The 15456-nt window shown below is 63.7% G+C and carries 14 protein-coding genes; 8 read left to right on the forward strand and 6 right to left on the reverse strand.

All coding sequences use genetic code 11. The features are described from left to right. Positions 1–222 precede the first annotated feature (222 nt). Positions 223–2400 carry a glutamine synthetase III family protein gene (locus ACHIRB_RS11900; RefSeq protein ID WP_395115318.1) on the forward strand — a complete coding sequence of 726 codons (2178 nt, stop codon included), beginning with the start codon at positions 223–225 and terminating at the stop codon, positions 2398–2400. A gap of 37 nt (positions 2401–2437) precedes the next feature. On the opposite strand, the gene ACHIRB_RS11905 is transcribed toward ACHIRB_RS11900, so the two are convergent. Both ACHIRB_RS11905 and ACHIRB_RS11910 read right to left on the reverse strand, forming a co-directional pair. Then, the gene (locus ACHIRB_RS11905; RefSeq protein ID WP_395115317.1) at positions 2438–3241 is read right to left on the reverse strand and encodes a hypothetical protein; all 804 of its coding nucleotides are present in this window, start codon (positions 3239–3241) and stop codon (positions 2438–2440) included. Between the two features lie 103 nt (positions 3242–3344). Next, complete coding sequence (locus tag ACHIRB_RS11910) at positions 3345–3869, reverse strand: lipoprotein LpqH (protein WP_199703728.1); 525 nt, start codon at positions 3867–3869, stop codon at positions 3345–3347. A 159-nt stretch (positions 3870–4028) separates the two neighbouring features. Between ACHIRB_RS11910 and ACHIRB_RS11915 the strand changes: the two genes are divergently transcribed. The 6 genes from ACHIRB_RS11915 (at position 4029) to ACHIRB_RS11940 (ending at position 11901) form a co-directional block, all read left to right on the forward strand. Further along, a complete protein-coding gene (locus tag ACHIRB_RS11915) occupies positions 4029–5387 on the forward strand; it encodes a hypothetical protein (protein WP_395115316.1) in 1359 nt (452 codons plus the stop codon). Beyond that, the gene (locus ACHIRB_RS11920) at positions 5387–6409 is read left to right on the forward strand and encodes a hypothetical protein (RefSeq protein WP_395123945.1); all 1023 of its coding nucleotides are present in this window, start codon (positions 5387–5389) and stop codon (positions 6407–6409) included. The genes ACHIRB_RS11915 and ACHIRB_RS11920 overlap by 1 nt, the downstream gene beginning before the upstream one ends. Before the next feature lies 1 nt (position 6410). Next, the gene (locus ACHIRB_RS11925) at positions 6411–7934 is read left to right on the forward strand and encodes a tetratricopeptide repeat protein (protein WP_395123946.1); all 1524 of its coding nucleotides are present in this window, start codon (positions 6411–6413) and stop codon (positions 7932–7934) included. Beyond that, positions 7928–9190 (forward strand): CHAT domain-containing protein, encoded by a 1263-nt coding sequence (locus ACHIRB_RS11930; RefSeq protein WP_395115314.1) that lies wholly within the window; start codon positions 7928–7930, stop codon positions 9188–9190. The genes ACHIRB_RS11925 and ACHIRB_RS11930 overlap by 7 nt, the downstream gene beginning before the upstream one ends. A 44-nt stretch (positions 9191–9234) precedes the next feature. Further along, positions 9235–10848: an FAD-binding oxidoreductase gene (locus tag ACHIRB_RS11935; protein ID WP_395123947.1), complete on the forward strand. Its 1614-nt coding sequence runs from the start codon at positions 9235–9237 to the stop codon at positions 10846–10848. Positions 10849–10914: 66 nt separating this feature from the next. Then, on the forward strand, positions 10915–11901 hold the full coding sequence (locus ACHIRB_RS11940) for a DUF3558 family protein (protein ID WP_395115312.1): 987 nt from the start codon (positions 10915–10917) through the stop codon (positions 11899–11901). Here ACHIRB_RS11940 and ACHIRB_RS11945 read toward each other — a convergent pair whose 3' ends face one another. Next, on the reverse strand, positions 11902–12873 hold the full coding sequence (locus ACHIRB_RS11945; RefSeq protein WP_395115311.1) for a hypothetical protein: 972 nt from the start codon (positions 12871–12873) through the stop codon (positions 11902–11904). A gap of 162 nt (positions 12874–13035) precedes the next feature. On the opposite strand from ACHIRB_RS11945, the gene ACHIRB_RS11950 reads away from it, so the two are divergent. Beyond that, positions 13036–13698 (forward strand): SRPBCC family protein, encoded by a 663-nt coding sequence (locus ACHIRB_RS11950; RefSeq protein WP_395123949.1) that lies wholly within the window; start codon positions 13036–13038, stop codon positions 13696–13698. On the opposite strand, the gene ACHIRB_RS11955 is transcribed toward ACHIRB_RS11950, so the two are convergent. The 3 genes from ACHIRB_RS11955 to ACHIRB_RS11965 form a co-directional block, all read right to left on the reverse strand. Further along, entirely contained in the window at positions 13656–14159 is a 504-nt protein-coding gene (locus ACHIRB_RS11955) for a hypothetical protein (RefSeq protein ID WP_395115309.1), read from the reverse strand. The genes ACHIRB_RS11950 and ACHIRB_RS11955 overlap by 43 nt on opposite strands. 6 nt (positions 14160–14165) lie before the next feature. Continuing rightward, on the reverse strand, positions 14166–14738 hold the full coding sequence (locus ACHIRB_RS11960; RefSeq protein WP_395123951.1) for a hypothetical protein: 573 nt from the start codon (positions 14736–14738) through the stop codon (positions 14166–14168). 435 nt (positions 14739–15173) lie between these two features. Then, positions 15174–15389 carry a hypothetical protein gene (locus ACHIRB_RS11965; RefSeq protein ID WP_395115307.1) on the reverse strand — a complete coding sequence of 72 codons (216 nt, stop codon included), beginning with the start codon at positions 15387–15389 and terminating at the stop codon, positions 15174–15176. Positions 15390–15456: the final 67 nt, after the last annotated feature.

A 15456-nucleotide genomic window follows, 5' to 3' on the forward strand; every position in this document is an offset into this window, starting at 1 on the left:
GGCTGCGCCGGGTGCTGTCGCCTGCCCACTCACCTACCCATTTTCGAGCCAGTCCTTTCGGAGCGCCCGCCCACCAAAAGGACTCACGAGCGGCGGAGCCGCCTTCCCCCGAATTGCAGCGGTCACAGCGCTGAAACACTCCCGCCACGTGAGGTTCGTAGAGTTCGTCGATCGGACTCCGCAGCACAGGTGGAGCGTAGAACGTCGGCAAGGGGTAGGAACATGAGTGGAAACGCAGTTCGCCTTCAGGCGATCAAAGACGTCGAGGCCTATGTGCCCCCTGCCGTCAGCTTCATCGATGCGGAGACGCCCGGTGAGGTGTTCGGCGAGAACGTCTTCAACAAGGTTGTGATGCAGAAGCGGCTGCCGAAGTCGGTCTACAAGTCCGTCATCGCAACGATCGAGCACGGCGAACCGCTCGACCCCATGGTCGCCGACGCCGTCGCATCGGCAATGAAGGACTGGGCTCTGGAGAAGGGTGCGACGCACTACGCGCACGTCTTCTACCCGCTGACCGGTCTGACCGCGGAGAAGCACGACAGCTTCCTCGAACCCGTCTCCGACGGTTCCGCGCTGGCAGAGTTCGCAGGTAAGACCCTCATTCAGGGCGAGCCGGACGCATCGAGTTTCCCCAACGGCGGTTTGCGCAACACCTTCGAGGCGCGCGGTTACACCGGTTGGGATGTCACGAGCCCGGCGTACGTCCTCGAAAACCCGAACGGCAACACACTGTGTATCCCGACGGTCTTCGTGTCGATGACCGGCGAAGCGCTCGACCACAAGACGCCGCTACTGCGCTCGCAGCAGTCGATGGGCCTGCACGCGCAGCGCATCTTGAAGTTGTTCGGGCACGAGAATCCCGACAATGTCGTGTCGTTCTGTGGGCCGGAGCAGGAGTACTTCCTCGTCGACCGCCATTTCTTCCTCGCTCGGCCCGACCTGCTGAACTCCGGTCGGACCCTGTTCGGATCGAAGCCGCCGAAGGGCCAGGAGTTCGACGACCACTACTTCGGTGCCATTCCCGAACGTGTCCTCGGATTTATGATGGACACCGAGCGGGAGCTGTTCAAGCTTGGTATTCCGGCGAAGACGCGACACAACGAGGTCGCCCCCGGTCAGTTCGAAATTGCTCCGATGTTCGAGCGTGGCAACATCGCAGCCGATCACCAGCAACTGCTGATGACGACGTTCAAGACCATCGCCAAGAAGCACGGCATGGAAATCCTGTTCCACGAGAAGCCTTTCGAGGGCGTCAACGGTTCGGGCAAGCACGTCAACTTCTCGCTCGGCAACGCGACTCAGGGCAATCTGCTTCTGCCAGGCGATAATCCGCACGACAACGCGCAGTTCCTTGTGTTCTGCGCAGCTGTCATTCGCGCCGTCCACAAGTACGGCGGGCTGCTGCGTGCGTCGGTCGCGTCGGCGACCAACGATCACCGTCTCGGCGCGAACGAGGCGCCGCCGGCAATCATCTCGATCTTCCTCGGCGATCAGCTTGCCGATGTCTTCGAGCAGATCGCGAAGGGCGCTGCCACCTCGTCGAAGGGCAAGGGCACCATGATCATCGGTGCCGATACGCTGCCGCAGCTGCCGACCGATCCGGGCGACCGCAACAGGACGAGCCCGTTTGCGTTCACCGGCAACCGATTCGAGTTCCGTGCGCCCGGTTCCATGCAGACCGTCAGCGGTCCGATGGTCATCATCAACACGATCATGGCCGAAGCGCTCGACTACATCGCGACCGATCTCGAAGCTGCGGTCGAGGCAGGTACCGAATTCGACACTGCTGTACAGAATTTGCTCACCGAGATCATCACCGAGCACGGTGCTGTCGTGTTCAACGGCGACGGCTACTCCGACAACTGGCAGGTCGAAGCGGCGTCGCGTGGACTGCCGAACCTGCGCACGACCCTCGATGCGCTGCCGGAGTTGGTGTCCGATTCCGCTATGGAGTTGTTCGCCAAGTACAAGGTCTTCAATCATCGAGAAATGCACAGCCGCTACGAAATCGGGCTCGAGCAGTACGCGCTGACGATCGGTGTCGAAGCGAGATTGACGATGGAGATGGGTTCGACGCTCATTCTTCCTGCGGCTGTTCGCTATCAGACCGAGGTTGCGCAGAATATCGGCGCTTTGAAGATCGCCGGCGTCGAGGCGGATCCCGCACCGCTCGAGGAAGTGACGGCTCCGCTCACCGCGCTGCGGACCGCGTTGGCAACCCTCAAGGCTGCCCTCGCGGAGGATGCGGCAGAGGACGCGTACGCCGAGGCGAAGCACGCGAAGGAATCGTTGCTTCCCGCGATGGCTGCAGTGCGTGCGGCGGCAGATGTACTCGAAGACATTGTGGCCGATGACCTTTGGCCGCTCCCCACGTACCAGGAGATGCTCTTCATCCTCTGAGTACATCCGCCGCGGTCGCTGGTCGCGCTGCCCGTCGTCACGCGTTGACGGGCAGTGCGACTACAACCTCGTGTTCGTTCGAGGGTAGGTAGTGCACCGTGACGATCCGGCCGACCTGCACGTGCTGAGCCGCGCCGGGCGGCAGAAACTTCTCGACCCGGGTGGTGAACATCGATCCGTCCGGACGGGTAACCGCAAGGCCGAGTTCGATTTTGGAGCTACCGTTGCGGATTTCGCCGGGGACGTTCAGGCTCTGAACCACCGCGGATGCGACGACTCCACGTGCTGCGATGTCCAGCTTCTCGGGTGTGGTGACACCTTTGCGGATCATGGCCTGATCGATGACGTACTGGGCCTGGGAGCGGTCGGGCGAGCGATCGATTTCGACGCGTTCGGTCCGTTCCGGAAGATAGCGCACCGGAAGTACGACGCCGGGTCGCAGCAGTGCCAATTCGGTGAACGGCACGATCATCTTTGCGTACGAGTCGAAGATCTTGCCGTCTGCGCTTTCGACGTGAAAGTCGATTCGAACTTCGGGCTGATCGTTGAGCCTCATGCCGGTCTGCCTGACCGCCCGGATCGTGCCGATGCCGATCAAGCCGCGTTGGTATGCGGCGCTGTTGCGTCCGGTAAAGGCGGACATGATGCTGTCGCCGGTGAAGGCGAAGGCGAAAATCAGTGCGGTGACCGCGACGATCGGCAGTGCCATCAGTCCGTTCGCCCAGGCGAGGGCGCCGGTGTCGTAGGGCGACGAGGACTGATAGGTCAGGCCGTTCCACAGGTAGTAGCCGACCGCGAGAATCGCGAATCCGACTGCTGAGCCCCGGATGATGTTCTTCATGATGCTTCCTTCGTGTGAGATGTCGGGGGTTTCGCGCCGCACGCGGGTTCGTCTGGTGGACAGACGAACCCGCGTGCTGTGTTGAGGTGGCGGTCGGTCTCGATCAGCCGACGATGGTCGAGCACGCGAAGGTGATGTCGAACTTGATGGTGTTCACCGCTGTCGGATTCGTCAGGTCCGGCGTTCCGACGCCTTCGCCGGTGATGGTGAAGGTGTTGCCGTCCTTCGAGAGCTGTGCCGATCCGCCGGGTGCGCCCTGGCCGTAGCCGACCGCGTAGGGCAGGCCGTTCGATCCACCCTTGTCGCCGGCGATGCCGACTGCCTGGACGGTGTCGCCGTTGAGAGTGGCACTGACCGCGAGGTTGCCGTAGGTGGCGTTGCTCAGGTCGGTCAAAGCGAGTGCCAACGTGTCACCCTGCTTAGCGCAGTTGGTCTCGAACTTCGCGTCGATGGCCTTGCCGTCGACCGACGCGGCGGACGATCCGCCTGCAGGCTTCGTGTCCGACGCCGAGTTCGGCGTGGAGCTGCCGGAGCTCGAGTCGTCGCTGCAGCCTGTGACCAGCAGTGCGACCGCTGCTGCTGCGGCGGCGAGTGCGGTTGTGTATGTGCGTACCGGCGTCTTCTTCATGATTCGTCCTTCACCTTCGTGAGGGGCGCTCGGCGCCCGTTCTCTCATCTGTTCGGCTCGCGGAGTGGAACCGATGAGAGAAACCTACGAAGCCGATTCGCCCTACCGATCCCAGGTTTGTGTGCCGCGACGGCGGCTGACCTCGGTTAACCTGGTCGAATGCGGACGGGAACGGGGCGAGCCGCGGCCGCTCGTCGACCGCGCGGCGCGGTGTTGGACGAGGTCTGGCGGGAGCTGGACGGTGTCGAAGCACTCAGCGGTCCGCAGGGTGGACCGCTGAGCAGGACTGTGAAGCTCATCCTCGACCCACTTGTGATTCGACCTGTTCAGAACCCTTTGTGCGCCGGGCCGATCGTCACCGCTGACGGGGCTGTCCTGCTCGCGACGCGTGTCCACGCGTCCGCGGACGTTCTGCGGGCCTGCGCCGAGTGGTTCACCGTTCTCAAGCAGGTTCGTCGGTCCCTGCGGATCACCGAGGGCAACCCGCAGGACATGTACTTCCAACGGTGTTACGAACTGGCGGTCACAACCGGTCGCCCTGATACTGCAGTTTCGACGGCAACAGCCGAACGCACGTTGCGCGAACTTCACGACGACACCGCTGGACGGACGACGCAGGCGCTCAAGGCTCATGTGAGCGAGCCCGCGAGGGCACGCGAGATTGCGAAGTTGATCGACATCGCCTGGCGACGGCGACCTTTGGCGGGTGGTAGTGATCTTGCGGAGCAGGTCGACGCGTTGCTCGACGTCGCTCCCTCGGGTCGGCTCGGCGCCGGCGGTGCTGCTGCCGACGAAATTTTCGACATACTGCTCGCTGCACACGCGGGAACGGGCTCGGGTATTCGGCTGTGGACGGCGGCGCTCGAGTACTCGGCTGCCGAGCTGGGATTGTCGGCTACGGCAGTACCGCAACGGCCGCAGGTCGGTTCGACAGCATCGACATCGACACTCGCTCTTCCGCTGGACCGCTCCCTGTACGAGCGGATCTTCACCGTCCTGCAGGGGTCGAGCGACCGCGCGGACCTACCGACCATTGCCGAGCTGGTCGATGCCGAGATTGCTCGAAGTTGTTCGCCATGGGCGTTTCTCGACGAATCGCTGCGTGTCGCTGCCACGGTCGGCACTGCGCTCGCGATCGGTTTGGTCGCGATAGGGACGGAAGACGACGGCGGTGCGACGATGGCCCATCAACTGGTGAACGGCCGCTGGCAGCGGGAAGCCTATGTGCTGCAGGCTCGTAGACTCGCTGTCCGTCCAGCGAATGCTTTCGAGGTAGTCAATCCGCTTACGGCACTTGCAGACGAACTCAGAACACCGTGGCGACCGTATCTGCGGCGACTGTGGGTTCGACTGCACGGACGTGATGTTCGTGATTCGGCGATCTACGCTGCCGAGGAGTTGTGGGACGTGCTCGACGGTGTAGCGCGCTCGGTCGTTCTGGACCATCGGATGCGAGTGAAACAGGCGCTTGGCGCCACTGCTGGAACCCTCGACAGCAGCGAATCGAGGGCAAGCTGATGGCCGGAACAGTATTCGTCCAGCGGCCGACCGCGTCGATGTGGGTCGTCGGGCCGTCCGCTGCGCCTGTACGCAACGCCGTCGCGGAGATCGATACCGCGATCCTCGAAGTTCCTGGCGGTCACCTGGAGTGGCGGCTTCTCGAAGAAGAACCAACTCCCACTGCGATATTCGACGATGTCGCACGAGCGCAGCAATGGCTGTGGGCTGTGTTCGGTGAGGAGGTCGCACTCGCGGTCGCCGACCTCTCCGTCGGCCAGGTGGCCAGCGAACCTGCTGTGCCGGAACTGGTTTCGCGTGCCCGCAGACTCGCTTATGCGCTGTGGGCGGCACGATGGTGGCCAGCGTCGATCATCGACGATATTCCGCCGCTGGACGCGGAACTGCTCGGACGCGAGATCGGAACACTTGCGTTGGAGTGTGAATCGATCCTCGACGACGAATTCGATCCGGTGCTACCTCCGCGCACCAGCAAAATAGTCTCCGGCGCCGACGATTACGCGCTGGCCGCTGGTTCTCTTGCGGTGGCAGAGCGGGGAACGCTTGTGCTCGTGTCGGGTATAGGCGGCGCCGACTGGCGGCAGACTCCGCCGGGAGTCGTCGACGCGTCCGAGCGTGCCCTCACGTGGGACCTGTTCCGGGACAACGGAACAACAACGATCAGAGTGGCCGTCGTCGCGGCGCCCGACCTCGATCCTGATTTGCCCGACTATCTGCATCCTCACGCTCGGATCGTCACGGCATCCGGTTCGCTAAACCTGCCACTTCGCCTTCGGGGTGACACGTGGCAGGCTGACGCTGCCGCACCACCCGGTGCGGAAACAGCTGTCACAGTGTCGATCTCGGTGCCAGGATTCGGCACCGAACAGGCCGATGCTTCGGGGGATGCTGTTGTGCGCGAACAGGTTCGGATGCTCGTCCGCGCCAGGCTGCGCCGCGTCACGACCGCGGACCCGTCCGGCACGACGGAGGAACCCCTGCTCGCCGAGGTGGCGGCGGTCGCCTCGGACCTGGACTTCTGACATGGCAGACCCAGGGCAGGACGAGGTCCGAGTGTTGCTCGAATCCGGTGCCGCTGCTTACGGCAACGGTGATATCGCCGGAGCCCTGCGCGCTTTTCAGGAGGCGGCGCGCGTCGCCACCGGCGACTGGAAGATCAGCGCGATGATCAACGCGGCCAGCATGTTCGACGAACTCGGTGACCACACCGGGTCCATCGCAACGCTTCGCGCTGCGCTGGAGGGGATGTCAGATGGGCCGAGCAAGGTGCGCCCCGCAGCGTTGATCAACCTCTCGCAGGCACTGCAGCACGTCGGCGAACTCGACGAAGCGCAAGATGCGCTGGAAGAAGCGCGTACATCGCTGCAGGACCGCGACGACCTCGGTCAGATGCAGGTTGCCTGCCTCCTCTCGCTGACGGCTGTCGCCATTCATCGTCAGGACTGGAGTCGCGCAGCGGAGATCGCAACCGAGTCGTTGGACGCGGCAATCCACTTCGCGCCCGAGTTGGCCGGCCACCCGCTGATGAACCTCGCTGCAATACATTTCGAGACGGGCAGAACTGCCCTTGCCGAGGACTTCGGCTCTCAGGCTCTAGCCGCGTTCGAGACGGCCGGTGACCAGAACGCCGTGGCCGAAACGCAGCAGAACCTCGGCATGATGGCAGCGCGGTCGGAACACTTCGACCTTGCGGAACCACTCCTGCTGCAGAGTCAGAGTTATTTCGAACAGTCGGGCAACGGGTATCGAGCTGGAGTCGGCCGAAAGACGTTGGCGTTCCTCGCCGAGGGGCGCGGTGACCGTGACCGCGCAGCCGAACTGTACGACCTCAGCCTGGAATACTTCGAGGTATCGGGTGCCACGCTGGATGCGGCGGATGTCCGAACCCGCTTGGCCACACTGGCATTCGATCGAGGTGCGGTCGCTGACGGCGAGCGTCTCTTCTCCGACGCCTTCGCCGCCTACTCCGAACGTGGCCTGGGATTGCACTGCGCGCAGATCGACTTCTGGCATGCGAGTCTGTTGGAGAAGCAGCTGGCGACACACCAGACCGATCTCGGGCTCGCGACCACGGCTGCTCAGTTGGCGGTACCTGCGGCTCTGGCGATCGATGCCGTCCGCTATACCCTGCCGAACGGGTATCAGCGGGAGCAGTGGAACCGCCGGATTGCCGATCCTGCGATGAGTCTCGCTTTCCGACTCGGCTATCGGTGTGGTGATGCGCGCTTGGTAGCCGACCTCGTCGAGACTCAGTGCGCCGGCACGACAGTCAAGGCGGAGTCCGGGTTGGCGTCGGGATCGGGATCGGGCGGACGGTCGCTCGACTTTCTGGAACTGCCGCCGAGCAGTTCGCGGGTCGTCGCCGGTTCGCTGCAGCTGGGTTCGGCTCTCGCGGGAGTTGCTGCGGGAGTTGGTCTGTCGGTCGAACAGCCCGCGCGTCTCGCGCTCGACCGCAAGGGACGAATCGCGCTTTCCGAGTACATCGATGCGGCTGAGCAGCGGTACGGCCGCGCAGTTCGCGACGAGAAGGTGTTGCGAGCATGGTGAGCACTCCGACTGCGATCGTGCGGATGGCCGACGCGGGTGATGTCTACATTTCGTGGCGTTGGGCAGACGATGTTCTTGCGGGCGGCGTCGGCGTGGTCCCGGAGGCTGATGTCGTCGAGGCGATTCGGGAACTTGCAGCCGCGTTACCGAACCCCTCTGCACCCGACAGCCTTGAGCAGACGCTAACGCTCGGCGCGCTGAGCAGCTTCGACGCTGAAGCCGAACTGGCCCAGCTACTTTCGCGAACATTCCTGCCCAACGCGCTGGCTACGCAGCTGCACGACCTGATGACCAACGGTGTACGTCCGCATGTCCGAATCCAGCCGTCACCCCGGACGGCGCAGGTGCCGTGGGAGCTCATCGCTCCCGATCCGGACGTGCGTCTCGTCGAGATCGCCGACGTCAGTCTGCTCCCACCCGTCAGCGTGACACAGGCTCCGGGGCGCGAGACCCGGGATTGGGCAAGCACGAAGCACCTGCCGATCGTCACAGTCCTGGATCCCAAGGTCCCAGGTTTTCGGGCAGATTCGATACTGGGTTCTGTTCTCGGGCGGCCTGATTCGGCAATGCCGGTCGCGGTACGGATGGCAACCCATGCGGAGGCGGGAAGACTGCGCCCCGCGGTGACCGATCCTGTTGCCGCCTTTCGGCGATCCGATGTCGACCGCGACTGGCTCGGCGAGGCACTGCGGGCTGGTGCAGGCAGGCTGCTGTACGTCGGACATGTCACTGCCGCCGCACCGGAATCGGGCCAGTCCGAGCTGGCGGAACTACATCTCGCGTGCACGGACTCGACCACCGGGTTTGCGCAGGCAACGCGGTCGCATCGACCCCTGTCCGCGCGTGATCTTCTCCTCGGCACCTACACGATCGAATCGAATCCGGTTGCAGGACAATATCTATGGCCGATGCCGAGCAGAGTTGCGTTGATAGCCTGTGAAAGTGGTGGCGACGGGCGTTTCAGCGAGGCGCTCGGCCTGGTGTCGGCTTTGATTCGCAACGGGTCAGAGCTTGTTACCGCGAGCCGCTGGTCCCTTCCGACTGATCTTGCCTTCACCAAGCTTGCGGGTGCTGCGTCGGGCGCGCGGCCGTTGCAGGAGGCGATCTGCGCGATCGATGCCGCGCACGACGACGATGACCCTGTGCGGTCGCTCGGAAGCTGGCAGCGTGAGCGGCTCGCGGTGTGGCGAGAGCTCAGGACGCCGGACGTGTCGCCGATCCTGTGGGGTGCGTTCGCGACCGTCCTAGCTAATTGACCCATCGGTAATATACCTTCGACTCAGCCGATGAAGGAGTGTGCATGACGTCAGCGAAGACGCGATCGTGGTGGGGTTGGGGCAACGTCGAAGACGCGGTCTCAGGTGAAGAACTCCACGGCCTGACCGCCCGAGCTGCGGCGATGCTTCCCAACGCCGACCTGACGTCACACGAAGCACCAGCCATCACCGACTTGAACCTGCCCGCGTCGCGCCTCAGCGTCCCCGCAACACTCGCGACCCTCTGCTCGGACGACCCCGCGGACCGCGCAGCGCACGCCCACGGGCAGGCGTTTCGCGATGTCGTCCGAAATCTGCAGGGCGACGTGCACCGCGTACCCGATCTGATCGTCCGTCCGACCAGCGAGAGCGACGTTGTCGACCTGCTCGACTGGTGCACACGGAGCAATATCGCCGTGATTGCCTACGGTGGCGGTACTTCGGTGGTCGGTGGCATCGAACCGCGGATCGACGATGACTACGCAGGTGTTGTCACACTGGATCTCGGCGGGCTCGACCACGTGCTCGAGATCGACAAAACCAGCCGCGCGGCACGCATCCAGGCGGGCATCCTCGGCCCGGCACTGGAAAACCGGCTACGACCAGAAGGCCTGTCACTGCGGCACTTTCCGCAGTCCTTCGAGTTCTCCACCCTCGGCGGCTGGCTTGCAACACGTGCAGGCGGCCACTTCGCCACCGTCTACACCCACATCGACGACCTGGTCGAATCGATGCGCGTCGTCACGCCGACGGGTATCAGCGAGTCCAGGCGTCTGCCGGGGTCGGGCGCGGGTCCATCACCGGATCGACTTTTCCTCGGTTCCGAGGGAACTCTCGGTGTCATCACCGAAGCGTGGATGCGACTGCAGGACCGCCCGCGCTGGCGTGCCAACGCATCCGTCGTATTCGACGACTACGCCTCGGCAGTGACGGCAACGAGAGCGATCGCACAGTCCGGGTTGTACCCCACCAACTGCCGTCTGCTCGATCCCGTCGAGGCCTTCATCAACGCAGGAACCTCCTCGCAGGGCGGCGTATTGGTACTCGCCTACGAGTCGGCACACCATCCGGTCGAGCATTCGATGGTCCAGACACTCGAGATCTGCCGAGAGCACGGTGGGCGTCTCCCAGATCCGGCTAGGTACTCCGATTCGGCCGACGCTCGTCCGGGCTCGGGAGCTTCCGACGCCTGGCGATCGTCGTTTCTGCGGATGCCGTATCAGCGCGACGCTCTTGCGTCTCGAGCACTGATCGTCGAAACCTTCGAAACCGCCTGCACCTGGGACCGATTCGACGAATTGCGCGCCGCGGTGACCACGGCTGCGAACGAAGCCATCGCCGCCGTCGGCTCGGTCGGCGTGGTGTCGTGCCGGTTTACCCACGTGTACCCAGACGGCGTCGCACCGTACTTCGGTGTGTACGCAGCGGGTCGGTGGGGGTCGACGGTCCAGCAGTGGGACGACATCAAAGCGGCTGTGTCGGAAGCACTTTCTAATGCAGGCGGAACGATCACCCATCATCACGCGGTCGGGCGCGACCACAGGCCGTGGTACGACAGGCAACGTCCAGATCCGTTCGCCACCGCGCTGACAGCCGCGAAGTCGGCACTCGATCCGTCCGGAATCCTCAATCCAGGAGTCCTGATCGATCCACGGTGACGTTCGCGCCGGATCCTTCTTCGCTATGCTCACGCCAAGCGGGGGAATCGGTACGGGGGAGATCGAATGAGTACACAACGTCGGATCATTGCCGCATGCGCGGGTGTGCTCGCGCTTGCCGGCTGCACCACATCGGTTGCGGGCACGCCTGCCGCGAAGAGCAGTCCGCAGGTGGCATACGCATCGAAACTCTCTCCGAAAGACCAGGCGACGCTGGCTTACTTCGCCGAGCTTCGAAATCTCGACCCCTGTGCCTTTCTGGACGAGGCAACGCTGAAGGATCTCGGCACCGTCCGGGAGTTCTCCGGCGACGCCTATTCGGCAGCGTGTAACGCGAAGGTCGAGGTCGACAGGAACTCGGACAAGTCACTGGATATATCGATCCAACTCGTTTCCAAGGACAACGGGTTCACGACCGGCGCCGAGACGATCACGGTCGGCGACACTGCGGTCGAGCAGAAGGTCGAGTACAAACCGGGAGATTCGTCGGCTTCGATCAACACCTGCCGTAACCAGGTTGCGTTCGACGGCGACTACTCGGTGCTGATCTCGGTGTTTCGCCGCACCAGCGACGCCGCCTGTGCCGAAGCGAATCAGCTGGTCGCACAGGCGATTCCGCTGCTCGATACCCGACCGCAGCGCGCAGATTCCGGTAAGCGCAAGTCCAACATCGCGACTGCGGTGCTGGATCCGTGCGAAGCGCTCGGTCGGCTGTCCGACGAAGCCGATGTTGCGTTGACCGAATCCGCCCAGCCGTGGGGATGCAGATTCACCGTCGACGGTACGGACGGGTCCATCCAGTACTCCGTCAACTCGAAAGACGGGTACGACAAGCCCTACGACGGTGAGCGTATCGACATCGACGGTCACGAGGCGGTCCGCACGCAGTACGGCGACACGTGCTCGGTCGAGGTGTGGGCGGGCTACCCGAAGGGCGACTTCGATCCGGTCGACTCCGACTACATCGCAACAACCGTTCGCGTGTCGTCGGACAACTGCGACAGCGTTCAGAACACCGCAGAGGTTGCGGTCGGCGCCTACCTCGATCGGTAGTCAGGAACTCCAACTACGCGCGGCCGCAACGAAACTGGTCACGAGAGTTCGTTCGTCGTCGTCGAAATCCGTACTGCGTTCTTTCTTGTAGTCCTCGGATTCGTATTCGATCTCGAAGGTGCAGCAGTCAGCCAGGTAGCCGTCGAGCCGCAGGCCCGAAATACTCGACGGCGAGAAGATGGCCGTGCCGTCGTCGATCGACGGCTTCACCTCGTTCTCGGGCGACACTTTCCGTTCGGAGTCGAGCAGTCGCTGCACAAATTTGCCGTCCTCGCGGCGGGCTTCGGTGTTGAGGATCCCCTCGGGGCCAAGGTAATCGCAGTACAGGTTGTCGTCGTCTACGCTTCCGCGGGCAGAGGTGACGTCTCCGACTATGGCGTCGACTCCTGAAATGCCGTCGCATTCGCCTGGCAACACCGACTTCGGCAGGTCGATCGTCTCGGGAAGCTTGTCGGCCACCTTCTGCGCGAGTTCGATCATCTGCTCGGGCGTGACACCCTCGTCGGCATCGTCGAGTAGCGGCTCCCACGCGAGGTAGAACTGCGTATTGCCATGCTGAACAGCGATGATGCTGTCGAACTCGGACTCGACCTGATAGGCCTTGTCGTTGCCGACCTCGGTGTCCCCGCCATCCGAGCCATATGGAGAATGCGCAAGGTCGGCAATATCGGGAGCCGCCTCACCAAGCGGCACACCCAATGTCAGACCGGTAGCGATGGCCGTTCCGAATTCGCAGGCGGCAATGCCACCAGGAACGTAGACGTTCGATGTGATCCGAGTTCGCAGCGAGATCGGCTCGTCCGATCGAACGTAGCTGCGCTCGACGTCGTCGACCGACAGCACCGAGCACAAGTCGAAACCAGCGCTGTCTGCGATCGGCACGGCGGTGCCGCGGACAGAGGAACATCCGGCAGCTGACGCTGCGAGCACCCCGATGCTCAGCACAGCGGTGTAGATCCTGGTGTTGCGCACGTAGTCCGTCCCCTCGGTACAACCCTCGACAGCCCCCGCAGCGAAGGTGAAGCAATTCTAACGGCCAGCACGGACAGCCCGTTATCCTCGAACGAGTACACGCTACTGGCCGTACCGCCTACTGTCGGACGCGACCGTCCTCATACTCATCAAGGTAAACCCGTGCATCGAACGATCCGAACAGCCGCAGCGCTCCTGCAGGCGATCGTGGCGCACCCATCTGTCCTCGTTGAACTTGGCCGCGAAGTGCTCGACGGGCTCACCTACGGCCGTTCCCGAGGAGAAGAGCACGTTCCGCCGGCCGAAGCGAACTTCTCGCGCGAGTTCGCGCGTCACTTCGGCTCGTCAACAGTGGTCTCGGCGTCGCCGGACGAGATCGTAGCTGTGACACTGGATTTCGACCGGTTCGGCGAATGGTTCGGCTTGCACGTCGGCTGGCCAGACGGTGCGCCGAGCCGCGACCAACTAGCCGTCGGTGCCGTCTTCGGCGAAACACTTCGCGTGAAAGGCACGAAAGCCACGCTCGCGTGGACGGTGACGAGGTACGACCCTCCCCACACCCTCGCGATCGAAGGCAGCGGACCACTGGATGCCGCTGTCGCACTGTGGATTTCAGCCACCCAGGAAGGATCGGGTGCACGACTTGTCGTGAGCGGCGGATTTGCTTGCGACGCGCTCAGAGGGCCGATGCTCGCAGTCGTCATGAAGGCTCTGCAGGATGCAGCCGACGAGTCGATGACGCGTGTTGCGGCACTGCTGAATTCGCCTGACGTCGACTCGAATCAGCCTGCCGTGGTGCGCAATCCGGCGGCGCAGTCCTCCTGACCGCAGGTCTGTGCTCGGTCGGCGAGCAACGCGCGTAATTTCTCCGGTATCTCGTCGCGCAATTCGACGAGGGCCGTCCACACCTCGGCTGGGGTTTCCGACGTCAGGGCCGCGACGAACTCGTCGAGGTCGTCCATTCCGTCGATGATGTCGAGAATGCGTTGCCGCCCGGCAACATCCTGGGCGAGCGCGATATCCACGAGGACGGGAATATTGTCGCTTACCGCAGCGGTCTTGACAGCCGAGAGCAGCTGTTCGGTGGTGACGTCGCCGATGCACTGCGCGAGAATAGGTTTGGCCGCATCAGGTAGTGCGTCGACGAGTGGCAGGGTCTCGCTCCACAGGTCGTGGCGCGCGCAAGTTGTGATGACGCCACGTAGCACGTCCTCCTCGCGCATGATGGGCAGGCCGGCCATGCGTCGCCGATTCGCATCGTCCATTGCCATCGCTATGGGGATCATCGCGTCTCACTGATCGGCATCGTCGGCTTGACGAACGAGGTCGCTGAGGCGCTCGTCGCTCTGCTCCGCGACCTGCGCGGCGATGAATGCCCGCTGCGGCGGTGGCAATTGCGCCGCCAGGGGCAGCAGATCGAGCCACAGATCTTTGTTGAGGGCGACGTCCACGATGGCAGACAAGGTCGATTCTGCATGGACGGCCGGATGCTGGGAAAATGTGACGAGGCTGTCGAAACTCATTGCGCGAGTGACCGGAAGCAACGTATCCCAGGCATCGAGGGATTGCGCTGCCGCAATGATTCCGCCGAGCACTTCGTCACTCTGCTGGGCCGTGATGTCACCGAGCCGAGCGCGGTTGTCCGAGTTGACGGTTGCGAGCAGATCTATCGCTTCGGCCCAGAGGTCGTGCTCGTGTGCGGCGGCAATGATGCCGGACAGACGGTCGGCAACGATCTCGAGGAGTCCGTCCATGCCGGATTTGTCCTCGAGCAGAAAGCCGACCGACAGGAGATCTGCGTCGCCCATGATGGGCGCCGCAGCTCGTAGCGACTTGTCCGGCAGGACGCCGACGAAACGTCCCATCGTGATGTGGTCGCCGACCTTCAGTAGCTCGCGACCCGACCTCGGCGACGACCTGTGCGGGCACGGCCCCGATCGTCGCCGCTGCCCGACGTGGATCGAGCTGGATGGAGGTCTCCGCGAGGAACTTGGTCGGCAGCTTCTGCGCGATCGCAACAGCACGCGCGGGTTCGACCGAACCAGCAAGGGCCGCACACAGCAGCGGGCCGAAGGCGAGCTCCGCGGCTTTCGCGCTGATCGCGGCCGGCACGAGCTTCGCTGCCGACGCAACCCGCTTGAGGCGCACCGCGTCGCCGTCGAAGAGTAGGTCGGTGGTGCGTTCTCTGAACTCGCGCAGTGCGCTCGGTGAAAGGTCGGCGAGGAAGGCGAGATCCGCGTCGGCAACGTTGAGCAGGCGGCCGAGCTTGGTGATCTCGGCAGAAGCGAGCAGCTTGTCGCTCACAGTCCGAGTGCCTTTTTCACAGCCGGACGCATCAATCGAGGTGTGTGCTTCAGCGACCCGGCTATCGCGTCGTCGAGAGAGGTGGATCGGTGCTCGACTGCCTTCGTGAGAAAGCCGTGGAGGCGTGCGAGATCGGCATCGGCGACGGTATCGAAGCCCGGCGGCAGCGGTGACTGCAACGTGCGAGCGAGTGCTTGTCCGGCGTCGGACATGAAGTCTCCTGACGGGTCGTTGCCAGCGGCGACGAACTCGCCGTTCGCTCGGACGCGACTCTAACCC

This window comes from Antrihabitans spumae, assembly GCF_043944905.1.
Taxonomy (GTDB): Bacteria; Actinomycetota; Actinomycetes; order Mycobacteriales; family Mycobacteriaceae; genus Antrihabitans; species Antrihabitans spumae.

Coding starts and splice junctions, on each gene's coding strand:
- ACHIRB_RS11920 (WP_395123945.1), top strand. CDS start 5,387: ATGGCCGGAACAGTATTCGTCCAGCGGCCGACCGCGTCGATGTGGGTC.
- ACHIRB_RS11965 (WP_395115307.1), bottom strand. CDS start 15,389: ATGTCCGACGCCGGACAAGCACTCGCTCGCACGTTGCAGTCACCGCTG.
- ACHIRB_RS11960 (WP_395123951.1), bottom strand. CDS start 14,738: ATGGGACGTTTCGTCGGCGTCCTGCCGGACAAGTCGCTACGAGCTGCG.
- ACHIRB_RS11900 (WP_395115318.1), top strand. CDS start 223: ATGAGTGGAAACGCAGTTCGCCTTCAGGCGATCAAAGACGTCGAGGCC.
- ACHIRB_RS11925 (WP_395123946.1), top strand. CDS start 6,411: ATGGCAGACCCAGGGCAGGACGAGGTCCGAGTGTTGCTCGAATCCGGT.
- ACHIRB_RS11910 (WP_199703728.1), bottom strand. CDS start 3,869: ATGAAGAAGACGCCGGTACGCACATACACAACCGCACTCGCCGCCGCA.
- ACHIRB_RS11935 (WP_395123947.1), top strand. CDS start 9,235: ATGACGTCAGCGAAGACGCGATCGTGGTGGGGTTGGGGCAACGTCGAA.
- ACHIRB_RS11905 (WP_395115317.1), bottom strand. CDS start 3,241: ATGAAGAACATCATCCGGGGCTCAGCAGTCGGATTCGCGATTCTCGCG.
- ACHIRB_RS11915 (WP_395115316.1), top strand. CDS start 4,029: ATGCGGACGGGAACGGGGCGAGCCGCGGCCGCTCGTCGACCGCGCGGC.
- ACHIRB_RS11955 (WP_395115309.1), bottom strand. CDS start 14,159: ATGATCCCCATAGCGATGGCAATGGACGATGCGAATCGGCGACGCATG.
- ACHIRB_RS11940 (WP_395115312.1), top strand. CDS start 10,915: ATGAGTACACAACGTCGGATCATTGCCGCATGCGCGGGTGTGCTCGCG.
- ACHIRB_RS11930 (WP_395115314.1), top strand. CDS start 7,928: ATGGTGAGCACTCCGACTGCGATCGTGCGGATGGCCGACGCGGGTGAT.